General features: G+C 72.7%; 14 protein-coding genes and 1 pseudogene. All 15 read right to left on the reverse strand.

Features of this window, described 5'->3' with window-relative positions:
• Positions 1-720, reverse strand: a pseudogene (locus DKT68_RS10710) (hypothetical protein); the annotation flags it as partial.
• Positions 717-1,619 (reverse strand): sulfotransferase domain-containing protein, encoded by a 903-nt coding sequence (locus tag DKT68_RS10715; RefSeq protein ID WP_109817270.1) that lies wholly within the window; start codon positions 1,617-1,619, stop codon positions 717-719. The pseudogene DKT68_RS10710 and the gene DKT68_RS10715, both read right to left, overlap by 4 nt.
• An 8-nt stretch (positions 1,620-1,627) precedes the next feature.
• Entirely contained in the window at positions 1,628-3,271 is a 1,644-nt protein-coding gene (locus DKT68_RS10720; RefSeq protein WP_236646827.1) for a lipopolysaccharide biosynthesis protein, read from the reverse strand.
• A complete protein-coding gene (locus DKT68_RS10725) occupies positions 3,268-4,563 on the reverse strand; it encodes an O-antigen ligase family protein (protein ID WP_109817272.1) in 1,296 nt (431 codons plus the stop codon). Before DKT68_RS10725 ends, DKT68_RS10720 begins: the two co-directional genes overlap by 4 nt.
• A gap of 69 nt (positions 4,564-4,632) precedes the next feature.
• Positions 4,633-6,231: a GumC domain-containing protein gene (locus DKT68_RS10730; RefSeq protein ID WP_109817261.1), complete on the reverse strand. Its 1,599-nt coding sequence runs from the start codon at positions 6,229-6,231 to the stop codon at positions 4,633-4,635.
• Positions 6,224-6,775 carry an acyltransferase gene (locus DKT68_RS10735; protein ID WP_236646828.1) on the reverse strand — a complete coding sequence of 184 codons (552 nt, stop codon included), beginning with the start codon at positions 6,773-6,775 and terminating at the stop codon, positions 6,224-6,226. Before DKT68_RS10735 ends, DKT68_RS10730 begins: the two co-directional genes overlap by 8 nt.
• 93 nt (positions 6,776-6,868) lie before the next feature.
• On the reverse strand, positions 6,869-8,845 hold the full coding sequence (locus tag DKT68_RS10740) for a hypothetical protein (RefSeq protein ID WP_407940726.1): 1,977 nt from the start codon (positions 8,843-8,845) through the stop codon (positions 6,869-6,871).
• A 184-nt stretch (positions 8,846-9,029) separates the two neighbouring features.
• Complete coding sequence (locus DKT68_RS10745; RefSeq protein WP_109817263.1) at positions 9,030-10,736, reverse strand: glycosyl hydrolase; 1,707 nt, start codon at positions 10,734-10,736, stop codon at positions 9,030-9,032.
• 98 nt (positions 10,737-10,834) lie between these two features.
• Positions 10,835-11,671 (reverse strand): shikimate dehydrogenase, encoded by an 837-nt coding sequence (locus DKT68_RS10750; RefSeq protein ID WP_109817264.1) that lies wholly within the window; start codon positions 11,669-11,671, stop codon positions 10,835-10,837.
• Positions 11,671-12,864 carry an endolytic transglycosylase MltG gene (mltG, locus tag DKT68_RS10755; RefSeq protein WP_109817265.1) on the reverse strand — a complete coding sequence of 398 codons (1,194 nt, stop codon included), beginning with the start codon at positions 12,862-12,864 and terminating at the stop codon, positions 11,671-11,673. Before mltG ends, DKT68_RS10750 begins: the two co-directional genes overlap by 1 nt.
• A complete protein-coding gene (ruvX, locus tag DKT68_RS10760) occupies positions 12,864-13,322 on the reverse strand; it encodes a Holliday junction resolvase RuvX (RefSeq protein ID WP_109817266.1) in 459 nt (152 codons plus the stop codon). Before ruvX ends, mltG begins: the two co-directional genes overlap by 1 nt.
• 72 nt (positions 13,323-13,394) lie before the next feature.
• Entirely contained in the window at positions 13,395-16,073 is a 2,679-nt protein-coding gene (alaS, locus tag DKT68_RS10765; RefSeq protein WP_109817267.1) for an alanine--tRNA ligase, read from the reverse strand.
• Positions 16,070-16,375 carry a hypothetical protein gene (locus tag DKT68_RS10770; RefSeq protein ID WP_109817268.1) on the reverse strand — a complete coding sequence of 102 codons (306 nt, stop codon included), beginning with the start codon at positions 16,373-16,375 and terminating at the stop codon, positions 16,070-16,072. Before DKT68_RS10770 ends, alaS begins: the two co-directional genes overlap by 4 nt.
• 28 nt (positions 16,376-16,403) lie before the next feature.
• Positions 16,404-16,868, reverse strand: coding sequence for a DUF948 domain-containing protein (locus DKT68_RS10775; protein ID WP_109817269.1), 465 nt, complete (start codon positions 16,866-16,868; stop codon positions 16,404-16,406).
• A gap of 151 nt (positions 16,869-17,019) precedes the next feature.
• Positions 17,020-17,724, reverse strand: a complete 705-nt coding sequence (locus tag DKT68_RS10780) for a hypothetical protein (RefSeq protein ID WP_109817274.1) — start codon at positions 17,722-17,724, stop codon at positions 17,020-17,022.
• Between the last annotated feature and the right edge of the window lie 77 nt (positions 17,725-17,801).

The following is a 17,801-nucleotide window of genomic DNA, read 5'->3' on the forward strand; positions in this document are numbered from 1 at the left end:
GCTGCCGCCGTAGGTACGCGGCGGGTCGTCGACCGGCACGCCGCGTACCTCCGGCGGCAGCGGCTCGATCACCGCGACGACCTGCCCGGCCCACGCCGTCTCGGTGAGCAGCCCCGGCGGCACCGGGTGGTCGGCGACGCCGGCCACCGCGCGCAACGCCCGCAGCGCCGCCGCCTCCGCGGTCACCAGCGCCCGGGTGGCGTCGTTCCAGCCGATCTTCGCGTAGCCGCGCGGGCGACCGTCGGCGGTGAACAGTTGCAGGGTGGGCTTGCCGTTCGGATCGGGCGGGCGGACCCCGCAGGCGGCGAGCAGCGGCCGGTCGCCGAGTGCGGCGGCGAGCCGCTCGGTCAGCAGCAGCTCGGCCGCCGGCACCCCGGACGGCACCGAGACGGTCAGCGTCGGGAAGGGCGCCAGCCCCGCCGCGCCGAACCGGGCCAGCCCGCCGAGCGCCGCCCGCAGCGCACGCACCTTCGGTGGCCGCAACGCGTTGTACGCCAGCAGCGACGCCGCCCCGGCGCGAGGCGCGCCCAACGGCACCAGGAACCGCGCCCGGGCCACCGACGGCACCACGGCGTACCGGGCGACCGCCCGGTGACCGGCCGGCGGGGCGCCGCCCACGGTCAGGGCGACCCGCTCGTCCGGGAAGACCGCCCGGCTCACCCAGCCCAGCCCGTCCACCCGGGACCGCGGGTCCGTGGCGGGGCCGACCCGCGTCGTCACGCCGCCCGGTCCGCCCAGTCGAGGGCCAGCCCGAGCCGCTCACGCAGCGCGTCGTTGTACGGCCGGTAGTAGTCGGTCAGCTCGGCGCGTACCGCCGGCTCCAGCGGCGCCGAACGCCGGTCGTTGTAGACCTTGAAGTCCGGCAGGTCGTGCGGGGGCAGCCCGAGGAAGTCCAGGGTGCGGCCGTAGGTCGCCCGGGAGTCGCGGTAGAGGTCCTCGCTGGGCAGGAAGAGGATCTGCGACCGGTCGAAGCGCTCTAGCCACGGCTCCAGGTGCTCCAGGTAACGCCCCCGGGCCCGGTACGTGTACCAGTCGTACGGCTCGCTGAAGTACTCCGGCTCGGCGATCAGCCGCTCCCGCTCCCCCGCCGTACGCTCCGGCTCGGCGGCCAGCGCGGCGGCGAAGTCCAGCGGCTCGATGCCGTGGGTGCGGCGCTCCTTCCAGTGCGAGTACGCCCGCTCCACCGGGTCGCGCAGCAGCACGATCAGCTTCACCGTCGGCATCAGCGCGGCGACCCGCTGGGCGGCCAGCGGATGGAACATGTACAGCGGGGCGGCCTCGCCGACCCGGACCGGCCCGCCGTGCCGTCTGGTCAGCGCCTCCCGTTGCCGCTCGGTCGGAAAGTGCGAGCGGTACCACGCCTCACCGCGACCCCAGTGCTCCTCGAAGTAGTGCGCGGACTTGGTGTTCCACGCCGGGAAGAGCCGGGGCACCAGCGGGTGCTGGATGAGGTAGTTCCACAGGGAGGTGGTGCCGCCCCGTTTCGTGCCGATGATGAGGAAGTCCGGCAGGGGTCGCCGGTCACTGGTGCGGACCCCGTAGTCGACCAGGGACTCCTTCACCCGGGTCGTCATCTGGGTCGGGACCAACTGCTTCACCCGGTCACGGATGGACGCCACGACGGACCTCACCTGCCTCTCGTCGATGCCGGCGTGGGGCTGGCGGCTGCGGCCGCACCGTCCCGCGCCCGGATCTGCCTCATGGTGGCCCGGATGCCGGCGCGCACCCGGGGCAACGTCAACAAGCCGACGCAACCGGCCAGCAGCACGCCCAGCGCCACCGCCAGCCCGGGCAGGCCGCGCCCACCGGCCAGCACGCCCACGCCCGCCGCCACACCGACACCGGCGACGGTGGCCACCGCCGCGCGCAGTGTCGCGGCGTCGACCAGCGGCTCGCGCACCACCGACCGCGCGAACGCGGCGGCGGTGAGGTTCTCGGTGGCGATGCCGGCGGCCCAGGCGAGCGCGGCACCCGTCGCGCCGTGCCCGGGGATCAGCCAGAGCCCCAGCGAGACCGTCATGGTCAGCCCCGCCAGGGTGGCCACCAGGTGCAGGCCGCTGCGCCCGCCCATCAGCAGCAGGCTCTGCACGTTGCCCACCCCGGTGTTGACCAGCATGGCCAGCGCGAGCACCGTCATCGCCGGCACGCCGGCGGTGAACTCCGGCCCGAAGAGCTGGAGGAAGGCCAGCGCGAAGACCGCCAGCAGCAGGTACACCGGCCAGGACAGCACCAGCCCCCAGATGGTCAACTGCCGGTGCACGGCCGCCGCCGCGGCCCGCTCACCGTGCCCGAGCAACCGGGACAGCTGCGGTGACACCGCCACCCGCAACCCCTGCATGGCCAACTGGCCGGCGAGCACGTACCGGCCGACCGCGCCGAACACCCCGGCGTCCGCCGGCCCGGCCAGCACCGAGGTGAGCAGCACGCCCACCCACATGCTGCCGGCGTCGATGGCGGCGGAGGCGGCCCGGGGCAGCGCGAAGCGCCAGAACGTCGACCAGTCGGCGCGGCCCGGCCGCAGCACCGCGCCCCGGCCCACCCCGAGCGGGCCGACCACCAACGTCAGGCAGACCAGCAGCGCCAGCGCCGCCGGCACCAGCCAGCCCGTCATGCCGGCGAGCAGGCCGCCGCCGGCCAGCGCGGCGGCGCCGACCAGCACCGGCCGGGCCACCGGCAGCAGGAGGAACTGCACCCCGACGTACGCCCGGATGGGCCGTACGCAGCGCAACGCGGCCAGCAGCAGGGTCATCGCGACCACCACCGGCACCGCGGCGAAGGTGACCGCGAGCAGCGTGTCGCCGTCCTCGACGGAGCCGCCCAGCAGCCGGGGCGCGAGCGCGCCGGCGGTCAGCGCGCCGGCGCCCGCGACCAGCAACCCGGCCAGCAGCGGCGGGATCAGCGCGACCGGGAGCACACGGGCCGCGTCCCCCCGGACGCCGACGCGGCGCCGGGGCAGCGCCCACATCAGACCGGTCTCGGCGCCGAGCGTGCAGACCGCGGTGGCCACCGTGACCACGCCGATCGCGGCGAAGAACACCCCCGAACCGGTCGTGCCGTACCCCCGGGTGATGACCACGGCGAGCACGAAGCCGAACAGGCCGCTGGTGGCCGCGCCGAGCAACCCGGCCACGCCGCTGCGCGCACTGCGCCGCGTCTCCGCCGCGCCCGCGTCCCCCGCCGCCCCGACGGTGCCCGCCGGGTCGTCCGGCGCGGGCACCGGCGCCGAGCCGTCCGGACCGACGCCCGTCGGCGGTCGCGTGGAGGCGGTCATGCCGGCACCGCCGAGGGCCGCGCGGCCGGCGGCCGCCAGGCGGCCGACCGGGTCAGCCGCTCCCGCTCGCTGAGCGCCATCGCGAAGGCCACGGCGAAGAACGCGACCGCCAGGTTCTGGTTGGCCATGCCGTAGAACGGGACCTGCACCAGGCAGACGACCGGCACCACCGCGAGCCACTGCCCGGCCGCCGAGGTCGCCCGCGCGCAGATCACCGCGGCGGCGACGAACCACGCCAGGAAGCAGACCAGCGCCGGTACGCCGTGACTGAACAGCACCATCCACAGTTGGCCCTGGGTGCCGATCGGCGCGGCCGCGGAGACCGTGTCCACGTTGACCGGCGCGCCGTAGCCCAGCCACGGCGACTCCTGCACCCGGCGGATCACCTCGGTGTAGAGCGAGAGCCGGTCGGTGTTGGTGTCACTGGAGTCGACCCGTTGGCTGATCAGGTCGGCGATGGGGATGAACAGCGTGGCGAGCGCGCCGATCACCACCACCCCGACGATGGACGCGGCGACCCGGACGTTGCCCCGCAGGCTGGCCCGCACCCCGAGCACCGCCAGCCCCGCCCCGAGGCTGAGGAACATCGCCCGGTTGAGGGTGAGGAACGCCGGCGCCAGGGACAGCGGCAGCGAGCCCAGCAGCGCCCAGCGCAGCAGCCCCCGACGGCGCAGCATGGCGAACGCCACCACGCAGGGCAGGGTCATGGCGTACGCGCTGCCGTAGTTGTTGGTGTACGCGAACGGCGCGGCCGGCCGGTAGATCGGGTTGAGCGAGCGTTCGCTGTACTCCGCGGTGGTCAGGTGCACCATGTCCTGGATGAAGGGGGTGCGCGCGACGCCGGCCGGCAGCAGCACCTCCACCGGGGTGGTCATCGCCAGTCGGGGCGCCAGCACCCCGATCCAGCCCAGCACCACCAGCGCGAACCAGAACGCGCAGATCGGGGCGAGCACCGCCACCAGGTCGCCGCGTTCCCGGGCGGCGGCGTAGACGTACACACCGACCACCAGCGCGGTCACGTAGAAGGCGAGCCGCAGCGCGAACGTCAGCAGCGAGGCCGGGGACGACAGTTGGGTGGCGCTGACCACCACGATGGCCAGGAACAGCAGCCAGATGCCGGCCGCCGGCGGCAGCGGCACCCTGCCCCGGGTGAGCAGCAACGCGAGCAGCAACGCGCCCAGCAGCGGCCAGCCGAGGTAGAACGCGCCCAGCAGCCACCAGAGCGGCACCAGGCCGAACATCAGCGACAGCGGCCAGAGGGGCAGCCGGGGCGGCGGCGGAGGCGCCGGCATCGGCACGTCGACGATTGGAGCGCCACCGGGCGGCGGGTCCGTCGCCGGGGCGCGGGTGGACGACACCGATCAGGCCCGGCCGTTGCGGGTGAGCACGAACCCCAGCGGCGTGACCCCGGCGGCGCGCAGCCGCTCCACCAGGCGCCGCAGGTCGCTCTGCCGGGTGCGGTCCCGCTCGACGACGACCACCGCGCAGCCCTGCCGGGCCACCGCGACGCCGCGCTCGTCGGATTCCGCCGGCGGCGCGTTGAACAGCACCAGACCGTGGTCGGCACCCTGCCGCCACGTGCCGAACCGGACGCTGCCCACGCCGACGGCCACCTCGTCCGGGGAGGTGGGCCGGACGTTCTCCGACCGGGCGGAGGCCACCCGGGGCAGTGTCAGCGTCGCGTCCGGGTCGGTGGACGGGCGGGCGCCCGGCGGGTGCGGAGAGGGACGGCGGGCGGCCACGCCGTCGGCGGCGGCGCCTGACGGGGCCGGGGTGCCGGCCGGCCGGGGCTTGGGCACCAGCGGTCGGGACGGGTCGATGGGCAGCCGCCCCCGGTCGGCGAGCACAGCGGCGCGCAGCCGCTCGGTGCGCCCGTTGTCGTCGGCGACGAAGACCTCCCGGCCGTCGGCGGCGAGCGCCACGGCGAGCCCGGCGGTGAGCGTCGTCGCGTCCTCACGGGCGGTGACCAGCGCGACCCGGGCCGGCTGGCGGACCCGTTCGGCGACCGCCATCGCCACGTACCGGATGTCCGCGTCGACCGCCCGCGGGCTGCCCCGGAAACCCGGCCGGCGCACCGTCCCGAGCAGCGGCAGGCCGGTGGCGTCCCGGCCGTCGGCGACCGAGCGGACCCGCCGGTCGGTCGACTCCCAGAGGTACGCCAGCACGACGCCGATCAGCGCGCCGCCGAGCAGGCCGGCGACCAGGTAGAGCGGCCGGTGCCCGGCGGAGGAGACCAGCGCCCGCTCGGCGGTCTGGGTGACCCAGCCGGGGTTGATGTCGACCGCGGCGATCTCGGTACGGGCGGCGTTGAGCTGGGTGAGCTGGTTGTTTATCCCGGCCAGCTCGGCCAGGGCGGCGTCCCCGGCGGCGGTGTCCTTGGCGCTGTTCGCCCGCTTCTGCACCGTCGTCTGCTGGGCGACGACCTTGGTGATGCTGCCGTCGTAGGAGCGCAGCATCTCGGCGCGCTGCCGCTCGTACATGGCGCGCCGCACCTCCAGGTAGGCCTGCGCGGCGAGGTTGGCGCTCTGCACCGCCCGCTGGGCGTCCTGGGCCTGGTAGCTGAAGCGCAGGATCTGCCCGCCCGTCGGCACCTCGACCTCGAGGGCGTCGCGGATGTCGCGCGGGTCGGCGTGGGCCGAGTCGGCGAGCCGCTGGACGACCTCGGTGCCGGTGGCGATGCCGCTCTCCACGTTCATGTTGACCGCACGGTCGGCGCCGGCGCCACTGGGCGTGAACGCGTCGGTCACGACCGGCCGGACCGCCACGACGGCGCTCGCGGTCAATGCCGCCGGCACCAACACCAGGTAGCCGAGCGCGAGGAGCAGACCCACCGCGGCGACCGCCGCCACCAGCCGCAGCCGGTGCAACGGCACCCGGAGCAGGTCGGTCAGCGTGACGGAACGGGTGGCGCCCGTGGACGAGCCCTCCGCGGGCCAGGAGGAGGAGCCTGCGTCAGTCATGGAACTTCTTCACCGTCTGTTGAGGATTGCCGACGACCACGACGCGGGGTGGCACATCCGTGCGTACCACCGTCGCGGCGCCCACGACGCTGTCCCGGCCCACCCGTACGCCCTTCAGCACCAGGGCGTGCGCGCCGACCCACACGTTGTCTTCGAGGACGATGGGGGCACGGGTGGCCGGGCTGGGCGGTGCGTGCCGCTGCTCGGGCGCCAGGTTGTGGAAGTCGTTGTCGAGCAGCTCGCAGTCCGACAGCAGGCACCGGTCGCCAACCGTCACCGACGTCCACGTGCCGATCCAGGTGGCGTTCAGCAGACAGTCGGCGCCGACGCGCACCTCGCCGGGACCGGCGAAGCGGACCAGCTTGTTCAGCCGCGTGCGGTCACCGATGCTCACCCGTACCCCGCGGCGCAGACGGAGCCGGCCCCGGATCTCCACGTCCCGGCCGAGTGTCAGCCGCCGGTAGCGGAGCCGGTACCACGCGCGCTTGGCCGCGAAGACCAGCCGTACCGCGTGTCTCGCGCGGATGCCAACGGCGCCGACCAACGACCCTCCCCGTGTTGCGGGGCCGGCGGCGGTGGTACCGCCGCCGGCCCTGGATGAACAATCTACCGATGTTCCGTTACGAACGGTCGACCGCTACTGCACAGAGAAGAACGTCGACGGGGTGGACCAGGACAGGCCGGGGGTCGCGAGAGTGATCACGGTCGCCGTGGTGCCGTCGACCGCCGCGCTCGGGGCGGCCGTCGGGTCGAACGCCACGCTGCGCAGCGTGCCGTCGGTGGCGCCGTAGACGATCCTGCCGCCCACCCAGGCCATTCCCCGCACCCCGGACCACGGCACGCCGGTCGTCGGCAGGGTGAACTCGGTGGCTCCGAGGTAGTTGCCGTCGATCTCGAAGTAGCGGTAGTAGAGATTGTTCGTGCCGGTACGGGTGTAGTAGAGCCGGCCGTCCAGGAAGAAGGCGCCGGTCAGCGCGGCCGGGTTGAACCAGTCGTTGTAGCCGGACGCCTCCCAGGGAGACCCGATCGCACCGCCGTTGAACAGCGAGATGTCGATCCGACTGCCGGTGGGCGTGCCGGCCACCGTGTGCGACCAGTAGATGCGGTCGTCGACACGCCAGGTCGCGCCGGCCGCCGTGTAGTTGGGCTGGCTGACGCTGGTCGGGGTGCCGAGCGCGGCGCCGTCGAACGGCACCTTCGCCAGCGTGCCCGGGGCGGTGCTCAGGTAGAGGTTGCCCGTGGTGGCGCTGGGCGGGTTCTTCGGGGTGAAGGTGCGCCCGCCGGCCAGCGGGAACATGCCGAGCCGGCCGTGGTACTCCTCGCCCATGCCGTCGGAGTTGTGCCCGAAGTAGAGGCCGTCCGAGCCACGCCAGAGCACCGGCACCGACGAACCCCAGTTGCTGGTGCCCGCGGGCATCGAGGCGCTGCCGCTGCGGCGCGGGTTCCAGTTGACCGGCATACCGGTGGCCGGAGTGACCGCGGCGATGCCGAGACGGTCGACCGCGCCCGCGCCGGCCACGTCCACACCGTTGGGGTTGTTCACCCAGCGGAAGTGCCCGCCGAGGTAGATGACGTTGTCGGCGACCTCGACCGCGGTGATGGTGTCGTTGCCGGTGTAGTCGACCCAGGTGCCGAGCTGGTTGGCGCCCCGGGCCGAGGTCTCGAAGCGGACCAGCGCGTCGCAGTACGCGGTCGGCCAGCCGGCGCCGCCGTTGGTGCCGACCACGAACCAGCTGCCGTCGCCGCCGAACTTCACGTCCTGCACGTAGTGCACGAAGGTCGTCGGCGCCGCGCACGGCGGGACGAACTTCTCGGTGCTCCAGTCGATCAGCGCGGGCGTCGCGGAGAGGTCGACCAGGGCCATCTGGTTGCGCGGCTGGTCGTTGACGTACATGAAGTTGCCGCCGACGACCAGGGTGTTGCCGTCCGGCGCGACGTCGATGGTCCAGACGTACGAGGTGGTGCCGTGCCGCCCGACGGTGGCGTTGATGTTGAAGGTCGGGTCGATCGCGCCGGTGGTCGCGTTGAGCCGGGCGAGGCCGGCGTGCGCGGTGCCGTTGAGCCAGTTGAACGCGCCCGCCACGTAGAGCCAGTTGCCGTGCAGCGTCAGGTCGCGGACGGTGCCGCCGTCGGAGCGCCCGACCCAGCTGTCGACGATCGCGCCGGTGGACGGGTTGAGCGCGACCAGGTTCTTGCGCGAGACCCCGTTGACGGTCTTGAAGGCGCCGCCGACGATCACCGTGCCGCCGGGGCCGGCGAGCAGCGTGTTGACCGCGCCGTCGAGCACCGGAAGGAACGTGGTGGACATGGTGCCGGTGCTGCGGTCGTACGCGAACAGGTAGCGCTGGGTGACCCACGCGGAACTGGCCGTCTGCCGGATCTGCGTGAAGCTGCCGCCGACGAAGACCGTGTTGCCGACCTGCGCGAACGCGCGGGTCTCGCCGTCCCGGGCGTGCGGGGTGGCGTCGGCGGGGTTCGCCGACACCAGGGTCGCCGTCTGCGGGACCGGCACGATCGCCGCAGAGGTCGCCGTGGGCACGCTGAGCACGGCGGCGACGGTCACCAACGCGACCGCCCCCGCCTGAGTACGACGTCGTCCTGCGAAACGCCACAGTTGCGAGAGTTTGGGCACGCTGCGCCTCCAGATTGGATGAGAACCCGAGGTAGCGTGCCTCGTCCAGGCTGGTAGGCGATATCCGCCGATTGGGCGGTGACTGGTCAGCATGCCGACAGATCGCTTCCCGGATCGGTTGACCGACCCGGTCAGCGAACTGCCGGCACCGCCGTGGTCGTGACCGTCAGCGGCTCCCCCCGGTGGGCTGCCGCAGGTACGGGTCCCGGCCGGCCTCGGCGAAGCCGGCCAGCGCCGACGCGTCGTGGTTCATCGTCATGTCGCAGGTCGCCGTGCGGGTGGTCATGCCCGGCGAGTTGAAGTAGATGGCGGCCTTGATCTTCGGGTGGGCCTTCAGCGCCGCCGGGAACTCCTGGAACCAGCGCTGCTTGGCGCTCCGGTCGGCGGCGTCGAAGTTGGTGCCGAACTCGGCGAGCATCCGCGGTTTGCCGGCGCCGATGCCGTTGTCGTCCAGCCAGCGGTAGAAGCCGCCCACCGTGGTGCTCGGGCTCTTCCACACCTTGCTGCCGTTGCAGACGTGGAAGTTGTACGGGTCGTAGGCCACCCAGTCGACGTAGCGGTCGCCGGGGTACAGGCCCGCGTACCGGGAGTAGTGGCCGGACCAGCCCATCATCGTCCAGACCCAGACCGCATTGTCCGCGCCGGCCTTGGCGAACCGCTCGTACACGTAACGCCAGGCCCGGACGAAGTCGGCGTCGCTGCCCTTGCCCGGCTCGTCCTCCGGCTCGTGGTCGAAGCCCATGAAGACCGGCACCTTGGCGTCCCGGATCCGGCCGGCGACCGCGTCGATGGTCGCGTCCTGCCGGCCACTGTAGACCTCGGCCCAGGTCAGGCTGGTGCCGGCGGAGAAGTCGCGGGACTCCCAGGCGAAGAACATCAGCCGACCCTCGCGCATCTGCTGCTGCTCGTACGCGTCCGGGAAGGCGCCGTTGCTGCCGGCGTTGGAGAAGTCGTGGTAGCGGTGCACGATGTCGAATCTCCGCCCGACCTGCGACTCGACGTCGGTGACCGCCTTGCCGTGGTTCCAGCCGGCGGCCGCCCCGGACGGCGAGTACATGCCCCACCAGGCGCCGCAGGAGGGGACGAGCTTGTCCGACACCGCGCCGCACTTGCCGGGCGGGACCGTGGGGCTCGCCGTCGGGCTGGGCGTGCGGGTCGGGGCGATGGTCGGCGACGGCTTCGGCGCGGTGGTCGTCGGCGACGCGCTCGGCGCCGGCGGCGGCGCCGGGCGGGTCGTCGTCACCGGCGAGGGCGGTGTCCCGAGGTCGTAGCTGATGACCAGGCGGGGCCGCAGCTCCGGGTCGCGGTTCTCGGCCGACGCCCAGTAGACCCGCGTCTCCAGGCCGGACTGGGCCAGCGACAGCGTCCAGGTGCCGTTGCCGGTGACCAGGCCGGAGACGTCCCACTCGTTGAAGCCCTTGGACACGCCCGTCACGGTGTCCAGCGCGGCGGGTGCCGGCGCCAGGGGCGGCCGTGCCTCGCGGGCGCTCAGCGGCGAGGCGTGCGCGGTGACCGTGGCGGCGAACTGCTGCCAGGCGTGCACCCGCAGCGTCGCCCGGACGTTGACCGCGGCGGCCGGCACGGTGGTCACCGCGAACTCGATGACCGCCTCCCGACCGCCGCGCGGGTTGCCGTCGCAGCGCGCCGGGCAGGTCGCGAGCGTCGTCTTGGCGGCGTTGTCGCCGTCCTGCGACACGGCGCTGGCGGTGGTGTCCGCCGCAGCGCGGATCGAGAGGTCGTCGCTGGCCAGCAGCGGCATCATGGTCGCCACGATGCCGGCCACCACCGATCCGCCGACCACGCCGATGGCGATCGCCTTACGCCGGGGGCTGGGGCGGTAACGGGTGATGCGGTGCAGTCCGTGCCTGCTCAAGGAGAACTCCCTGTGTCTGCTGCCGTAACGGTGAGCAGCGTATCGACGACCACACCATGTCGTACGGAGGACAGTCTTCCCTAAGCGCGTCTTAACCGTCAGCTAAGGAAGTCGGCCCCGGTGACCCGCCGAAGGGCCGCCCGCATCGCCTCGACCGGGGCCGACACCCCGGTGAACTGCTCGAACTGGCCCACGGCCTGAGCCAGCAGCAGGTCCAGCCCGGACACCACCCGCAGGCCGGCGGCGAGGGCGGAGGCGGCCAGCGGCGTCGGCCACGGGTCGTAGAGCGCGTCGAAGAACACCCCGCCGGGCGACCAGGTCACCGCTTCGGCCAGCGGATCGGCGACACCTTTCGGCACGGTGGAGAGGACCACCTCGGCGGCCAGGTGCCGGGGCGCGTCGGCCCAGGCGCCGGCGCTCAGCGGAACACCCAGCGCGCCGGCCACCGGCCGCAGGTCGTCGACCGCCTCGGCCCGGCGGGCCACCACCGTCACCGAGGAGCAGGACAGCCGGGCGGCGGCGGCCAGCGCGGCACGGGCCGTTCCGCCCGCGCCGAGCACCGTCATGGCGGCGCCGGCGGTCACCCCGGCGTCGGTGAGCACCTGGACCATGCCGCCGACGTCGGTGTTGTCCGCGTACCAGGAGCCGTCGGGACGGCGTACCAGCGTGTTGGCCGCGCCGACGGCGACGGCGACCGGCGAGGCCTCCGCGGCCACCGCGAGCGCCGCCTCCTTGCCCGGCATGGTCACCGACAACCCGGCCCACTCCGGGCCGAGGCCGGCGACCAGGTCCGGCAGCTCCGCGGCCGCGCACTCGATCCGGGTGTACGCCCAATCGGTCAGCCCGGCCGCCGCGTACCCGGCACTGTGGATCACCGGGGAGAGCGAGTGCGCGATCGGCTTGCCCAGCACCGCTGCCCGTCGTCGGAGCGCCATCAGATGATGCCGGCCTCCCTGGCCCTGGCCTCGTTGCGCTGGTGACCCTCGTACGTCTCGGCGAAGGCGGAGTGGCCCTCCCTGTCGATCGCCACGAAGTAGAGCCACTTGCCCGGCGGCGGCGCCATCGCGCCCTCCAGGGCCTGCCTGCCCGGGTTGTTGATCGGGGTGGGGACCAGGCCCTTCAGCTTGCGGTTGTACGGGTTCTTCGGGTCGTCCAGCTCGGCCGCCGTCATCTGCGCGGAGGTCTTGGTCGGTTTGCCGATCGACTCCAGGTAGTAGTTGACCGTGACGTCCATCTCCAGGCAGTTGCAGTTGAACTCGCCGTACACCCGGTTGTAGGCCACCCGGGCGACCTTGCCCAGGTCGTCCTTGTTGCCCGCCTCGGCCTGCGCCAGCGAGGACACGATCAGCGCCTCGTACGGGCTGACCTTGCGCTCCGCCTGCACCCGGTCGGCGAACTTCATCTCCCCGGTCACGGAGAGAAAGTTGTCCACCATCAGCTTGAGGATGCTCTCCGCGGTCGCCTTCGGCGGGATCTCGTACGTGTCCGGGAAGAGGAAGCCCTCGACGGACTTGACCACCTTCTTGCCGTCGTCGCGCTTGAACCACCAGTCCGGGACACCGAGCCCCTCCGGGTCCTTCGCGGCGGCCTCGAACTCCTTGACCGGGATCTTGGTCTTCTCGGAGAGCAGCTTGTAGATGTTCTTGCTGGTGCGGCCCTCGGGGATGGTCAGCCCGTTGACGATCTTGTTCTTCAGGTCGAGCATCGCGGTGATCGCGCTCGCGCCGCTCATCTGCTTGCGCAGCTTGTACGTGCCCGGCTGGATGTTCTTGCTGCGCGAGTTGGCCTCGGCGGCCTCGATGAACGCCTTCTGGCTCTTCACCACGTCGGCGGTGACCAGCGCGTCGGCCATGTCGGCGAGCAGCGCTCCCTGCTTGATCTCGACGGTGACCTCACCGGTGCCGGCGCCGTCGTAGTCCGGGGTGACGAAGTAGTTCTGGATCCGGTCGAAGCCGTAGAACGCCCCGCCACCGATGCCGCCCAGCAGGACCAGGGCCAACAGCAGGGCCAGGAAGGTCTTGCCCCGTCCTCCGGATCCGCCCTTGCGCTTGCGGACGAAGCCGCGCCGGTGCCGGCCCTTCTCCCCCCGTTCCGGCTCGTCGAACCCCAGATCCAGATCGTCGATCATTACGTCCGCCTCCGCTGCGCGTCCAGCCAGCTCTGCAGGATCTCCACCGCGGCCGCCTGGTCGACAACCGCACGTTGACGCTTGCCACGAACGCCACGCTCGGCAAGCCTACGAGAAGCGACCACGGTCGACATCCTCTCGTCAGTGAGCGTTACCGGGACGGGCGCTATCACATCGACCAGTCGGTCAGCGTACGCCTTCACGTGGACCGCCGCGGGGCCGTGCTTTCCGGCGAGATTGACCGGCAGACCGACGACAACCTGGACGGCCTCGTGCTCGGCCACCAGCGCCGCCAGCTGGGCGATGTCACTCGGCACCGCGTCCGGCGCGGCCGTGAGGTCGCGGGCCAGGGTCACCAGCGGGGTGGCCAGGATGCCGTCCGGATCGGAGCGGGACACCCCCACCCGGACCTGACCGACGTCCACCCCGATCCGCACCCCGCGCGTCGACTCAGTCACCGGCCGTCACCCCGGGGCACGGACGAACCAGGGCGGACCGATCGGTCCGCCCTGGTCGAACATGGTGGTCCATCACGCCTCGGTGATCGCCTTCTCGACGGTGAGCAACAGGTTCGGCGCCTCGGCCGCCGGCAGTCCGCCGCCCTGGGCCAGGTCGGGGCTTCCCCCGCCGCGCCCGGAGAACGCCGCCTTCACCAGATCCGAGGCGGCCAGGCCCCGGCCGCGGGCGGCCTGGTTGACCGCCACCACCAGGGACGCCTTGCCGTTGGCCCGAGCCGCCACCGCGACCACCGCCGGCCGCGCCGGGTCGATCTTGCTGCGGATCTCCTGGGCGAGGGTCCGCACGTCGTTGCCGGCCGCGCCCTCCGGCGCCTCGGTGCCGACGTACGCGACCCCGCGCACGTCCTTCGCCTGCGCGGCGAGCGCCGCCGCCCCACCCAGCACCAGCTGGGCGCGCAGCTTCTCCAGCTCCTTCTCCGCGTCGCGGAGCTGGGTGACGGTCTGCTCCACCCGGTCGGCGACCTGGTCGTTCGGCACCCGGTACAGCTCGGCCAGCCGGGACACCAGCAGATGCTCGCGGGCCAGGAAGCCGAAGGCGTCCATGCCGACCAGCGCCTCGACCCGACGGACGCCGGAGCCGATCGACGACTCGGAGAGGATCTTCACCAGGCCGAGCTGTGCCGAGCGGGCCACGTGCGTGCCGCCGCACAGCTCGCGGGCGTAGTCGCCCACCTCGACGACCCGCACCTCCTCGCCGTACTTCTCGCCGAAGAGCGCCATCGCGCCGATCCGCCGCGCCTCGTCCAGCGAGGTGATGAAGGCGTGCACCTCCAGGTCGGCCAGGAGCACCTCGTTGACCTGCTGCTCCACGTCCCGCAGCACGGTCGGCGACACACCGGTCGGGGTGTTGAAGTCGAACCGCAGCCGACCGGGCGCGTTCAGCGAACCGGCCTGGGTGGCGGAATCGCCGAGGAAGCTGCGCATGGTCTGGTGCACCAGGTGGGTGGCGGTGTGCGACCGGGAGATCGCGCGCCGCCGGGTGGTGTCGATCTCCGCGAAGCCGGTCTCGCCGGTACGCACCTCACCCCGGATCACCCGGGCCCGGTGCACGATCAGGCCGGGCACCGGCTGCTGCACGTCGAGCACCTCGACCTGGCCGCCACCGACGGTGATCATGCCCTGGTCGGGCTGCTGGCCACCGCCCTCGGCGTAGAACGGGGTGGTGTCGAGCACCAGCTCGATCGTGTCGCCCTCGGTCGCCGCCTGGCGCGGGCCGTTCTCGCCGAGCAACGCCCGCACCCGCGACTCCCGGGCCACCTCGCTGTACCCGGTGAACGTCACGGGGCCGCCCGAGTCGAGCACCGACCGGTACGCCGACACGTCGGTGTGCCCGGTCTTGCGCGCCTGCGCGTCCGCCTTCGCCCGGGTCCGCTGGTCGGCCATCAGCCGGCGGAAGCCCTCGTCGTCGACCCGGAGGCCCTGCTCCGCGGCGATCTCCAGGGTCAGGTCGATCGGGAAGCCGTACGTGTCGTGCAGCTGGAACGCCTTCGCACCGGACAACGCGGTGCCGCCCGCGGTGCGGGTCTCGGCGATCGCCGTGTCCAGGATCGTGGTGCCGGCGCGCAGCGTCGACAGGAACGCGTCCTCCTCCGCGTACGCGTACTGCGCGATGCGGTCGAAGTCGCTCGCCAGCTCCGGGTACGACGGCGCCATGCAGTCCCGGGCCACCGGCAGCAGCTCGGGCAGCGCCCGGTCCTGCCAGCCGAGCAGCCGCACCGACCGGATCGCCCGGCGCATGATCCGGCGCAGCACGTAGCCGCGCCCCTCGTTGCTCGGGGTCACGCCGTCGCCGATCAACATCAGCGCGGTGCGCACGTGGTCGGCGACCACCCGCAGCCGGACGTCGTCCGGGTGCGACTCGCTGGCCACGTGGCCGGAGTGCGCGCCGTAGCGCTTGCCGGTCAGCTCGGCCGCCCGGTCCAGGATCGGCCGGACCTCGTCGATCTCGTAGAGGTTGTCGACGCCCTGCAGGATCGAGGCCATCCGCTCCAGGCCCATGCCGGTGTCGATGTTCTTCGCCGGCAGGTCACCCAGGATCGGGTAGTCGTCCTTCGTGGTGCCCGGGCCCCGCTCGAACTGCATGAAGACGAGGTTCCAGAACTCCATGTAGCGGTCCTCGTCGACCGCCGGGCCGCCCTCGCGGCCGTACTCCGGGCCCCGGTCGTAGAACAGCTCCGAGGACGGGCCGCACGGCCCGGGGATGCCCATCGACCAGAAGTTGTCCGCCTTGCCCCGGCGGACGATCCGCCCGGCCGGCACGCCGATCGAGCGCCAGATCTCGAACGCCTCGTCGTCGTCGAGGTAGATCGTCGGCCAGATCCGCTCCGGGTCGAGGCCGTACCCGCCCTGGTCCTGCGGCTTGGTGATCAGCTCCCAGGCGAGCGGGATCGCCCCCTCCTTGAAGTAGTCACCGAAGGAGAAGTTGCCGTTCATCTGGAAGAACGTGCCGTGCCGGCTGGTCTTGCCGACCTCGTCGATGTCCGGGGTGCGGATGCACTTCTGCACGCTGACCGCCCGCTGGTACGGCGGGGTCTGCTGGCCCAGGAAGTAGGGGACGAACTGCACCATCCCGGCGTTGACGAACAGCAGGTTCGGGTCGCTGATGGCGGGCAGCGGAGCGGACGGCACCACGGCGTGGCCGTTCGCCTCGAAGTGCGCGAGGTACCGCCGCTTGATCTCCGCCGTCTTCATCGCTGGTGTTCCTCCGGAAAGATGTCTCGATCGCCGATCCGCGGGTCCTCCCGCAACTCGGCGAACTGGTCGTCGAACGCCTCACCCTGGGCGAACGCCTGGTGGATCTCCTGCTCGCGCTCGGCCATGCCGACCCGAACGTCCTCCACGAAGCTACGCAGCGACTCGACCAGCCCGCCAGCGGATTCCGACAACGTGCTGGCCATGCCGGCCGGGGTGTACGCCTGCGCGGTCCGGGTCGCCTTGCGGACCACCACCACGCCGACAGCCAGACCGATGCCGAGCCAGAACAAGCGCCTCATGTCTCGCTACCTCCTGGTGGACCGGCGGTCAGCGGTTGCCGCGCCGGGCGGCCCGCCGCTGCTGCTTGATGGTGTCGCGCACCTCGCGCTCGGTCTCGGCGTGCCGGCGGCCGGCGGCGGCCTTGCGCACGCCGTAGCCGAACGCGGCCACCTTGACCAGCGGGTTCGCGGCCGCGGCCGAGACCACGGTGGCCAGGTTGGCGACGTTGGCGGTGACGTTCTGCGCGTGGCTGGTCATGGTGTCGACCTTCGCCAGTTGGAGGTTCACACCGTCGAGCGAGGTCTGCACCTGCTCCAGAGCGGTGTTGACGTTCTTCACCGTGGTGTTCACGTCGCCGATCAGCGGCGCGGTCCGATCGTTGAGGTCGTTGATCATGCGGGTGGTGGCGTCCACCGTGTGCCGCAGCCGCAGGATGGGCAGCGTCAGGATCAGCACCAGCACCGCGAACGCGCACGCCGCGACCAGCGCCGCAACCTCTCCAATGTCGCCCACGCCTGTCCTCCTCAAGCAGAGTTCCGGGGACCCGTCGTCCCCGGAACGCACAACCCGTGATACCCGATACCGGCGTGCCTCGCCGTCGCCGGTCAGCGGCGGCTGGCGGGCCCGCCAGCCCCAGACCCTACCGTCCGTGATGGAATCCGGCTCACGACGGTGAGGGTGTCGGCTCGTCCAGCGGGTCCCCGCTGACCGTCGGGAACGGATCCTCTCCGGTCAGTGACGGATCGGTGCTCGGCTGCGGTCTGGTTCGCTCGTCGTCGATCGCGTTGCGTACCTTCACCGAGACCAACGAGCCGGTGCACTCCGCCGCAGCGGCCGACGGCTCGGGAGACGGCACGATCGCCGGCTCACCGTCGACCGGTGGCGGCACGCAGGTCGGCTCGCGCACCCACAGGTCGAGGGTCAACTCGTCGCGGCGCCAGCAGGTGTAGCTGCCCTTCGTCTCCTGCTCCGGGCAGCGGGTCACCTTCCACGGCTGCCAGCCGTCCTCGCGCAGCGCGCTCTCGTAGACCTGCGCCGTCTCGTCCGGCGACTTCTCCGACGTGACGGTGCGCTCGCGCAGACGGCAGTCGAGCAGGCACCAGCGGCTGCCGCTGACGTCGTCGACCGTCTTGGTGGCGGCCCAGCCGGGCACGTTCAGCTGGTCCAGGTTGTCGAAGACCGGGTCCCGGCTGAGCGTGCGGATGCCGAAGAAGAGCGGCACCGCGCCGAGCAGGACGACGCTGACCAGCACCAGCACCGCCGCCCGCAGCCGGCGACGCTCGCGCGACTGCCGGTGCAGCTCGGAGCGGGCGCCCGGGGCGACGTCGTCGCCGGCCGCGTCCTGGTCGGACGCGCGCGGCGGTCCCACCGGCCCCGGGACACCGGTCCGGGGCGGCGCCCGCGCCACCCAGTCCGGGCGGGCCCGGCCCGCCCCTGGTGACACGC

This window comes from Micromonospora acroterricola (assembly GCF_003172955.1).
GTDB lineage: Bacteria > Actinomycetota > Actinomycetes > Mycobacteriales > Micromonosporaceae > Micromonospora > Micromonospora acroterricola.

Bases quoted from the DNA above. Each gene is read 5' to 3' on its own strand.
- DKT68_RS10725 (WP_109817272.1), bottom strand. From the start codon at position 4,563: ATGCCGGCGCCTCCGCCGCCGCCCCGGCTGCCCCTCTGGCCGCTGTCG.
- DKT68_RS10750 (WP_109817264.1), bottom strand. From the start codon at position 11,671: ATGGCGCTCCGACGACGGGCAGCGGTGCTGGGCAAGCCGATCGCGCAC.
- DKT68_RS10770 (WP_109817268.1), bottom strand. From the start codon at position 16,375: ATGAGGCGCTTGTTCTGGCTCGGCATCGGTCTGGCTGTCGGCGTGGTG.
- alaS (WP_109817267.1), bottom strand. From the start codon at position 16,073: ATGAAGACGGCGGAGATCAAGCGGCGGTACCTCGCGCACTTCGAGGCG.
- DKT68_RS10730 (WP_109817261.1), bottom strand. From the start codon at position 6,231: ATGACTGACGCAGGCTCCTCCTCCTGGCCCGCGGAGGGCTCGTCCACG.
- mltG (WP_109817265.1), bottom strand. From the start codon at position 12,864: ATGATCGACGATCTGGATCTGGGGTTCGACGAGCCGGAACGGGGGGAG.
- DKT68_RS10720 (WP_236646827.1), bottom strand. From the start codon at position 3,271: ATGACCGCCTCCACGCGACCGCCGACGGGCGTCGGTCCGGACGGCTCG.